Consider the following 9,812-nt stretch of genomic DNA (forward strand, 5'->3'; position numbering starts at 1 on the left):
GCGCCTCAGTCGGCGTCCGTGCCAACCATGCCGTCGATGCCGTCCGCGCTGTCCGCGCTGTCCGCGCTGTCCGCGCTGTCCGCGCTGTCCGCGCTGTCCGCGCTGTCCGCGCTGTCCGCGAGCAGGATCGCCTGTGCCGGGCACAGGTCGGCGGCCTCCTGGGCGGCCTCCCACTCACCGGAACCGGGATCGCCGTCCAGGACCACGACGTAGCCGTCGTCGTCCTGGTCGAAGACGGCAGGCGCCGCGAAGGCGCACTGTGCGGCTCCGATGCACAGTTCCCGGTCGGCGGTGACCCGCGGCTGCGCCGGACGGCCGGCGGCGCTCACCACGTCACCGGCATGTCCTGGACGCCCTGCACCGTGCCGCTGCCCAGCGGGCGGGCGGCCAGCTGGTCGGCGGGCACGGCCAGGCGCAGGTTCGGGATGCGGGTGAACAGGGTGGAGAAGGCGATCTCCAGTTCCAGGCGGGCGAGGCTCTGACCGAGGCACTGGTGGATGCCGTACCCGAACGACAGGTGGCGGCGGCCGGTGCGGCCGATGTCGAACTCCTCCGCGTCCTGGTGGACCCGGTCGTCGCGGTTGGCCATCGTCCCCGACAGCAGTACTCCGTCGCCCTCGCGGATGGTCTGGCCGGCTATCTGGATGTCGGCGGTCGCGACCCGCGCGCCGGCCAGGTCGGTGACGGCCACACAGCGCAGGACCTCCTCCACCGCGGCCGGTACGGCGGCGGGGTCGGCCTGCATCCGGGCCAGTTGCTCCGGGTGGTCGAGCAGGGTCAGGGTGCCCAGCGCGATGGTGGAGGCCGTGGTCTCGTGTCCGGCGACCAGGATGACCAGGGCGATCTGTACGAGGTCGGAGTGGCTGAGGGTGCCGCCGGCGACCTCCTCCCGGGCGAGCCGTCCGATGAGCCCGGGGCCGCTCTCAGTACGCCGGCGGGTGGCCAACTGGTCAAGGTAGCCGATGAGTTCTTCCCCGGCCGACTGGGAGTCCTCCCGGGTGGTCGCCTGCAGAAGACGGCGGGATGCCTCCTGGAAGAACTCCAGGTCCTCCCCGGCAGCCCCAGCACCTCGGAGATCACCCGGGACGGCACCGGAAGCGCGAAGTCGCGCACCAGGTCGGCGGGCGGGCCGAGGCGCAGCATCCGGTCGACGTAGTGGTCGACCACGTCCTGGATCACGGGCCGCAGCTCGGCGACCCGCCTGCGGCTGAAGTCCGGGTTCAGCAGCCGGCGGTGTTCGTCGTGCTCCGGCGGGTCCATGCCGATGAGCACCAGGCGCCGGGCGACCTCGGCCTGGAAACGCGGCGCCAGGGCCGGGTAGTCGGGGCGCTGCCGGTCGGCGGATATCCGTTCGTCCGCGAGCAGTTGTCGCGCCTCGTGATATCCGGTGACGAGCCACACCACGCGGCCGTCGAAGAGCGTGACCCGGGACAGCGGCGCTTTCTCGCCGAGTCGCCGGTAGGTCTCGGGCGGCTGATAGGGGCACGTCCTCGGCTGCGGAAAGGGCGGTGCGCCGGACAGGCCCCGCTGGGCGGTGATTTCCATCGTGATCCCATCGTCTTCAGGTGCGCGGGCACGGGTTTCCCTGCGCAGGCCGGGAACGGGTCTCCCGGCAGCCGGACGCAGGCCAGGAACGCACATCCCTACGGCTGGTTGCAGACCAGGAACGCACATCCCTGCGGCTGGACGCAGGTTAGGAGTCGTCGCCGTTCCCCTCAACATCGCGTAGTCCGGGCATTAGCACCGCGTAATACCGAGGACCGCGGAAGCGCCGCGTTAGCCGGGCGGAAGCCACGTTGCGGAGTATGACCCGGGTAGAAAGGAGCAGGTGGTGGATACTCCACGGATCCGAATTCTCTCGGTGGGAACGGCATTGCCCGGGCCGCCGGTCGACAACGCGGCACTGGCCCGCACCTTCGGAATGGACACGCTGTGGGAACAGTGGGTGGATGCCTTCATCGGCACCCGCCAACGCCATTTGGCGGTCGACATCGCGACCGGTGAGATCGGCGATTCGCTGTCCTGTCTCGGTACGGCGGCCGGCCGCAGGGCTCTGGACGCGGCCGGTGTCCGGCCCGAGGAGGTGGACCTCGTCGTGATGGCGACGGCCACCCCGGAGCAGCTCATGCCGGCCACGGTCAACGTCATCTGCGACCGGCTCGGCATCAACGACGTCCCCACCTTCCAGTTGCAGTCCGGGTGTTCGGGCGCGGTCCAGGCCCTGGATGTAGCCCATCAGCTGCTGCAGGCCGGCCGGCACCGTACAGCCCTGGTCATCGGTGCCGACGTGCTCGCCAGGTTCTACGACTGCGACGCGAAGCTGGCGCAGCTTCCGCCGGAGCAGCTGGTGAACTACGTCCTGTTCGGGGACGGCGCGGGCGCTGCCGTGCTCAGCAACGAGCCGGGCGCCGGCCGCTGCGAGCTGGCGTCCGTCCGTACCCGTCTGACCGGCCTGGACCGGGTGGCCGGGGCGACCCTGGAGTGGTTCGGCCCGGTGGACCGTCTCTCGGACCGGCCGGCGGCCACCGAGGACTACAAGGCCATCGAGCGGTACGTGCCGGAGATGGCCGAGGAGACGCTGCACGAGCTGCTGGACGACCTCGACTGGCGTGCGGACGAGGTCACCTACCTCCTGCCGCCGCAGCTGTCCGGCGTGATGACCCGGCGCATCGTGGAGCGGCTGGGCCTGCCGCAGGCCCGTGAGGTCTCCTGCGTCGACGAGACCGGCAACAACGCGAACGCCCTGGTCTTCTTCCAGCTCGAACGGGTACTGGAGCGGATCGCTCCCGGCGAGCGGGCGCTCGGCGTGGCCATCGAGTCCAGCAAGTGGATCAAGTCCGGCTTCGCGCTGGAGGGGGTCTGACGGGGATGTCCACCGCAGCCGTACCCACCGACGAACCCGCACCCATCAGCACCGGCACCCAGGGGCCCACCGACACCACCGCCACCGCACCCACACCCACCACACCTGCCGACGAACTGCTCGCCCTGCACCGCTCCGGCCGCCTGGCGGCGGAGTACCCTCGCCTCAAGGCCCTGCTGGCGCAGCTGGACGAGGACCGCTCCGCGCGGGCCGCCCAGCTGCTGGCCCGTGTCGACCCGGACGAGGTGCTGCGGGCCCACCCCTCGCTCCCCGCGCTCACGGTCGCGATCACCGGGCACGGCACGCTGTCCGCCCTCGTCCCGGCCCTGGCCCTGGAGGGCGCCCGGCATGGCATCGTGCTGCGGACGGTCGTCTCGGACTTCGACTCGTACGTCTTCGACCTGGCGGACCCCGGCAGCGCGCTGCACGCCGCCTCACCCGACCTGGTGCTATGCCTGCTCGACCCCATGATCGTCCGGGACGAACTGCCCTCGCCCTGGCGCCCGGAGGACGTCGAGGCCGTACTGGCGGAGAAGACCGCCCTGCTGGAAGGGCTCGTCTCCCGCTTCGCCGGCTCGGGCAGCGGCACCCTGGTGCTCAACACCCTGCCCCTGCCGCGCGACCTCGTGGCCCAACTGGTCGACCACCGCTCCCGTGCCCGGCTGGGCGTGCTGTGGCGGGAGGCCAACATCCGGCTGCTGCGCCTGGCGGAGACCCACCCCGAACTGGTCGTACTGGACCTGGACCCGATCGCCGGCGAAGGCGTCGAGGTCACCGACGCCCGGCTCAGCGTCTACGCCAAGGCCCATCTCTCGCCCCGGATGCTGTCCCGGTACGCCCGGGAGGCCGGTCACCTGGCCCGGCTGGCGGCCGGGCAGACCAAGAAGTGCCTGGCGGTGGATCTGGACCAGACACTGTGGGGCGGTGTGCTCGGTGACGACGGGCCCGAGGGCATCGAGGTCGGTGACGGCCCGCGCGGCGCGGCGTTCGCGGCGTTCCAGAAGGTGGTCGGGCAGCTCGCCTCGCAGGGCGTACTGCTGGCCGCCGTGAGCAAGAACGACCTCGGCCCGGTCCGCGACGTTCTCGCCAACCGTACGGAAATGGCTCTGCGTGAGGAGGACTTCGTCCGCCTGGCCGTGAACTGGCGGCCCAAGCACGAGAACATCGCGGAGCTGGCGGCGGACCTCAACCTCGCCGTCGACAGCGTGGTCTTCGCCGACGACAGCGCCTACGAGTGCGGCCTGGTGCGCCGGGAACTGCCGGGGGTGGCCGTCGTCCAGCTCGACGAGGAGCCGGCGCGGCACATCGGGAAGCTGCTGCGGGACGGCTGGTTCGACACGCGCGAGCTGACCACGGAGGACCGCGCCCGCCCCGCGCTCTACCGCAGCGAGGCCGAACGCAAGGACTTCCTGCACACCTTCGACTCCCTCCAGGACTACCTGCGTGAACTCGGCGTACGGGTGGAGATCGGCCCGGTGGCCGACGCCGACGTTCCCCGCGTCTCCCAGCTGACCCTGCGGACGAACCAGTTCAACCTGACCACCCGGCGGCTCCAGCCGGCCGAGGTGCGGGCCCTGGCCGAGGGGCCGGACACTCAGGTCCTGGCCGTGCGCTCGGGCGACCGGTTCGGCGACAACGGCCTGGTCGGCGCGGTCTTCCTGCGCCGCGAGGGCAGCACGGTGCACATCGACAACTTCCTGCTGAGCTGCCGGGTGTTCGCCCGTGGCATCGAGCAGGCCGCGCTGACCACGGTGCTGCGCCGGGCGCGGGCCGACGGAGCGCGTGAAGTCGTCGGGTACTACCGCGAGAGCGCCAAGAACGCGAAGGTCCAGGACTTCTACCCGGCCAACGGCTTCACGCGGACGGGCGGGGCCGAGGACGTGGGCGAGCGGCCGGACGAGCACGGAGACGAGCAGCCGGACGCGCACACGAGCGAGCGTCCGGGTGAGCAACCGGACGCGTCAGCGAACGTCCGTGCGTTCCGGCACGACCTGGCCGGCATCCCCCGCTTCCCGACCACCTCCAGCTGACCGAAACCCCCGAAGGACACCAACCGTGAACTCCCTCGACGACTTCGTCACCCTGATCCGCGACGACCTGGGCCTGGACGTCGACATGACCGACGTGGACCGGCCCCTCGACCAGGTCGCGGGCTGGGACTCGCTCCACCTCATCGCCCTGCTCACCCGGCTGGAGCACAGCACGGGACACTCGCTGTCCCTGCCCGCCGCCCTGGAGGCGTCGTCGCTGCGCGGCCTGTACGACGTGGCGGTGACCGGGTGAAGCCGGCTCCCTTCCCGCGCGAGCGGCGGCACACGCTCTACTTCCTCGAAGAGAACCGGGCGTTCGCCCCGGTCTTCCTCGACACCGAGGTCGACATGGGGCAGGTCCGGCGCCACCGCTCGGACGCCGCCGCGGACGGCCGGCGCTACTCGGTGGTCAGCTATGTGCTCCGTGCGGCGGCCCCGGTGATGGCCGCGCACCCCCAGGCCAACGGCGCGATCGGCGGCGGGCTCTTCCCGCGCACCGTCACCAGCGGCACCGCGAGCGCCAAGCTCGTCATGGACCGGCGGCTCGGCGGCCGCCGGGTGGTCCTGGCCGCGGTCCTGCCGGACCTCGGGCACGCGGACCTGGACGACATCCAGCGGCAGGTGGACCACTACCGCGACGGCGACCCGCAGGTCATGCCGGAGTTCGACGGTCTGCGCAAGCTGCACCGGCTGCCCGTGCCCCTGGGCCGTACGATCTTCCGCCGGGCGACCCGGCCGCTGGCGAAGCGGGTGACCCGCACGGGCACCTTCGCGGTCAGTTCACTCGGGCACGGCGCCGTCGACGGCTTCCACTCGGTGGGCGGCACCACCGTCACGCTGGGCGTGGGCCGCATCCTCGACCGGCCCGTGGTACGGAACGGCGAGGTGACGGTGGCCCCGGTGATGCGCCTGAACCTGGCCTTCGACCACCGGGTCGTCGACGGGGCCGAAGCCGCCGACATTCTCGGCGAGATCAAGGACCGGCTGGAGCACTTCCCGGGCGAGGCCGGAGACCCGGTCGAGAACTCCTCCGACCAGGCCGGGGACCGCCTGGAAACCCCCTTGGCGAGGGCCGATGAACGACGTCACCGAACTCAAGCAGTACGTGGGCGCCCACGCCCTCTCGCAGTCGCTGCCCCCGGAGCACTTCCACAAGCTGCTGGACCGCATCCGTACCGACGAGGGCGGCGCACCGGGGTCCTGGGCGGGCGAATGGTGCCGGGCCGGCGAGCGTCTGGAGCAAGAGGGGCACCTCCTGGAGGCGGTCCGCCACTTCAACATGGCCCGCTTCCCTTACGTCGACGGCCCTGCGCGTACCGAGGCACTGGAGCGCTGCGTCAGCGTCTTCGACCGCTGGCGCAAGGAGACGGGCGGTATCGAACGCCTCGACGTGGACACCCCCGAGGGCCGGGTGGGCTGCTGGACGAGCGGCCTGTCCGACACCGGCCGCAAGCCGCTGCTGATCTTCATGGGCGGCATCGTCAGCATCAAGGAGCAGTGGGCACCGCTGCTGGGCCGGCTGTCCAAGCTGGGCTTCGCCGGGCTGGTCACCGAGATTCCCGGTGTCGGCGAGAACGGTCTGCCGTACCACAAGGACAGTTGGCGGCTGCTGCCCCGACTGCTGGACGCGGTACAGGGCTCCGCGGACGTGGCGAACACGTACTGCATCACGTTGAGCTTCAGCGGCCACCTGGCCGTGCGCGCCGCGCTGGAGGACGACCGCATTCGCGGCATCATGACGGTGGGCGCCCCAGTCAACGACTTCTTCACCGACCGGGCCTGGCAGGCACAGCTGCCGCGGATCACCGTCGACACCCTCGCGCATCTGACGGGCGTCGCCTCCGCAGACGTCGGCGAACACCTGCGTGACTGGGCGCTGAGCGACCAGGAGTTGCGTTCGCTGCCCGTTCCGCTGGCCTACGCGGCGAGCGCGCGGGACGAGATCATCCCGGCCGGTGATCCCGGGCGACTCCGCCGCACCGTGCCCGACCTGCGCATCGTCGAGTACGACGACGTGCACGGAGCCCCGAGCCACCTGCCGGAGATGCAGATGTGGGGCTTCCACTCGATCCTGCGCATGAAGGGCGGCCACCTCCTGCCCCGCGCGGCCCTGCGCTACGCGCTGCTGGCCGGCCGGCTGCGCCGCCGTCCGGCCCCGACCCCCGCCTGACCCACCACCTCCTGCCCCACTCCCCCGTTGGGCCCGTACTCCCCCGAGAGGCTGACACCGTAATGGCGAGCGAGAAAGAGCTTCGCGAATATCTCAAGCGCGCCACAGGCAATCTCGCCGTGGCCCGGCAGCGCCTGCGCGAGGCCGAGGCCGACCGGCACGAGCCGGTCGCCATCGTGTCGATGAGCTGTCGCTACCCCGGCGGCGTCACGTCCCCCGAGGACCTGTGGCGGCTCGTCGACGACGGCACCGACGCCATCGACGGCTTCCCCACGGACCGCGGGTGGAACCTGGACGACCTCTACGACCCGGACCCCGACCAGGTGGGCAAGAGCTACACCCGGCACGGCGGATTCCTCTACGGGGCAGCCGAGTTCGATCCCGAGTTCTTCGGCCTCAGCCCCCGTGAGGCCCTCGCCACCGACCCCCAGCAGCGCCTCCTGCTGGAGACGTCCTGGGAAGCCTTCGAACGGGCCGGCATCGTTCCCCAGACGTTGCGCGGAAGCCGCACGGGCGTCTTCGCCGGGGTGATGTACAACGACTACGCCTCACGGCTGTCGCCCGTACCGAAGAGCTTCGAGGGCTACCTCGGCTACGGCAGCGCGGGCAGTGTGGCCTCGGGCCGGGTGGCCTACACCCTGGGCCTGGAGGGCCCGGCGGTGACGGTGGACACGGCCTGTTCCTCGTCCCTGGTGGCCATGCACCTGGCGATCCAGGCACTGCGCAACGGCGAGTGCACCCTCGCCCTCGCCGGTGGTGTGACCGTGATGGCCACACCCAACACCTTCATCGAGTTCAGCCGCCAGCGAGGCCTGTCCCCCGACGGCCGCTGCAAGCCCTTCTCCGCCGACGCCGACGGCACGGGCTGGAGCGAGGGCGCGGGACTCGTCCTGCTGGAACGCCTTTCCGACGCACGGCGCAACGGCCACCCCGTTCTCGCCGTGATCCGTGGCAGCGCCGTCAACCAGGACGGCGCCAGCAGTCAGCTGACGGCGCCCAACGGCCCCGCGCAGCAGCGCGTCATCCGCCAGGCCCTGGCCAGCGCCCGTCTTCAGCCGGGTGATGTGGACGCGGTCGAGGCACACGGTACGGGCACGAGGCTCGGCGACCCGATCGAGGCCCAGGCGCTCCTGGCCACGTACGGCCAGGAGCGGTCCGAGGAGCAGCCGCTCCGGCTGGGTTCGCTGAAGTCCAACATCGGACACACCCAGGCCGCGGCGGGCGTCGCCGGCGTCATCAAGATGGTCATGGCCATGCGCCATGGCATGCTGCCCAAGACCCTGCATGTCGCTGCGCCCAGTCCGCACGTGGACTGGAGCACGGGAGCAGTGTCTGTGCTGACGGACAACACTCCGTGGCCCGTGGCGGAGGATCGGCCCCGCCGCGCCGCCGTCTCCTCCTTCGGCATCAGCGGCACCAACGCCCACCTCATCCTCGAAGAGGCAGCACCCGCTGAAGACGCGGTGGACGAGGAGCCCGCGCCAGGGATACCGGGTGTGCCCCTGCCGTGGGTCGTCTCGGGACGCAGCGAAGCGGCGGTACGGGAACAGGCCCGTGCGCTGCACCAGCGGCTGACGAAGCTGCCGGAGGCCACGCCGGCCGAGGTGGGTCATGCGCTGGTGCGGACGCGCACGCAGTTCCCGCACCGCGCGGCCGTGGTGGGAGCCGACCGCGAGACGCTGATGAGCGAGCTGGAGGCACTGGCTTTCGGTGACGGCACGGTGGAGCGCGCCGCCGGTGAACCGGGGAAGCTGGCGTTCCTGTTCTCGGGGCAGGGGAGCCAGCGGGCGGAGATGGGGATGCAGCTCTACGCCGCGTACCCGGCGTATGCCGCCGCGTTCGATGAGGTTGACGCTGCCTTGCAGGCGGAGGGGCTGGGGTGCTCGCTGCATGAGGTGTTGGGTAATGCCGAGGCGTTGAAGCGTACGGAGTACGCGCAGCCTGCTTTGTTCGCGCTCCAGACCGCGCTGTTCCGGCTCTGGGAGCACTTCGGGGTCCGGCCGGATTACGTCACCGGGCACTCCATCGGAGAAATCGCCGCAGCCCACGCCGCCGGCATCCTCAGCCTGTCGCACGCTGCGCGGCTGGCTGTGCAGCGCGGACGGCTGATGCAAGCGCTGCCCAGCGGCGGCGGAATGCTCGCCGTACAGGCCGACCAGGAAACCGTCCAGCCGCTGCTGGAAGCCGCCGAGGGAGCCGTCGCGCTCGCCGCCGTCAACAGCTCATACTCGGTGGTTCTGTCGGGCGATGAAGACGCCCTGACCGCGCTTCAGAGCCATCTCGAAGAGCGTGGCATCCGTACCCGGCCCCTCACCGTCAGCCACGCCTTCCACTCCCCCACATGCAACCCATGCTCGACGACCTGCGCACCGTCACCCAGAGCCTGGAGTTCCGTCCCGCAACGCTTCCGCTCATCTCCACCCTGACGGGACAGCCGGCCACCCACCACGACCTCGCCCACCCCGACTACTGGGCCGACCACGCCCGCAACACCGTCCGCTTCCACGACACCCTCACCGCCCTTCACGAACACGGCGCCACCGCCTACCTGGAGATCGGCCCGGACACCAGCCTCACCACCCACACCCAACACACCCACCCCGACGCTCCGAGCGCCCCCACCCTGCGCAAGAACCAACCCGAACCCCACACCCTCACCACCACCCTCGCCCACCTCCACACCACCAACACCACCACCCCTGACTGGCAGTGCCTGTTCAACTCCTCTCTCCACCTCGACCTCCCCACC

The 9,812-nt window shown here is 71.1% G+C and carries 5 protein-coding genes and 4 pseudogenes; 7 read left to right on the plus strand and 2 right to left on the minus strand.

Features of this window, described 5'->3' with window-relative positions; genetic code table 11:
- Nucleotides 1–5 precede the first annotated feature (5 nt).
- Nucleotides 6–329: a ferredoxin gene (locus tag ACEXOX_RS07200; RefSeq protein ID WP_406519600.1), complete on the minus strand. Its 324-nt coding sequence runs from the start codon at nucleotides 327–329 to the stop codon at nucleotides 6–8.
- Nucleotides 326–1,545: pseudogene (locus tag ACEXOX_RS07205) on the minus strand (cytochrome P450). Before ACEXOX_RS07205 ends, ACEXOX_RS07200 begins: the two are co-directional and overlap by 4 nt.
- 286 nt (nucleotides 1,546–1,831) lie before the next feature.
- Here ACEXOX_RS07205 and ACEXOX_RS07210 point away from each other — a divergent pair.
- The 7 genes and pseudogenes from ACEXOX_RS07210 to ACEXOX_RS07240 form a co-directional block, all read left to right on the plus strand.
- Nucleotides 1,832–2,863, plus strand: coding sequence for a 3-oxoacyl-ACP synthase III family protein (locus ACEXOX_RS07210; RefSeq protein WP_406519601.1), 1,032 nt, complete (start codon nucleotides 1,832–1,834; stop codon nucleotides 2,861–2,863).
- 5 nt (nucleotides 2,864–2,868) lie between these two features.
- The gene (locus ACEXOX_RS07215) at nucleotides 2,869–4,893 is read left to right on the plus strand and encodes an HAD-IIIC family phosphatase (protein ID WP_406519602.1); all 2,025 of its coding nucleotides are present in this window, start codon (nucleotides 2,869–2,871) and stop codon (nucleotides 4,891–4,893) included.
- Nucleotides 4,894–4,918: 25 nt separating this feature from the next.
- A complete protein-coding gene (locus ACEXOX_RS07220) occupies nucleotides 4,919–5,146 on the plus strand; it encodes an acyl carrier protein (protein ID WP_406519603.1) in 228 nt (75 codons plus the stop codon).
- 401 nt (nucleotides 5,147–5,547) lie between these two features.
- A pseudogene (locus ACEXOX_RS07225) lies at nucleotides 5,548–5,826 on the plus strand (2-oxo acid dehydrogenase subunit E2); the annotation flags it as partial.
- 142 nt (nucleotides 5,827–5,968) lie between these two features.
- A complete protein-coding gene (locus tag ACEXOX_RS07230) occupies nucleotides 5,969–7,063 on the plus strand; it encodes an alpha/beta hydrolase (protein ID WP_406519604.1) in 1,095 nt (364 codons plus the stop codon).
- A 62-nt stretch (nucleotides 7,064–7,125) separates the two neighbouring features.
- A pseudogene (locus tag ACEXOX_RS07235) lies at nucleotides 7,126–8,742 on the plus strand (type I polyketide synthase); the annotation flags it as partial.
- Nucleotides 8,743–8,880: 138 nt separating this feature from the next.
- Nucleotides 8,881–9,692: pseudogene (locus ACEXOX_RS07240) on the plus strand (acyltransferase domain-containing protein); the annotation flags it as partial.
- Nucleotides 9,693–9,812: the final 120 nt, after the last annotated feature.

The organism is Streptomyces sp. Ac-502 (genome assembly GCF_045222935.1).
GTDB classification, from domain to species: domain Bacteria; phylum Actinomycetota; class Actinomycetes; order Streptomycetales; family Streptomycetaceae; genus Streptomyces; species Streptomyces monomycini.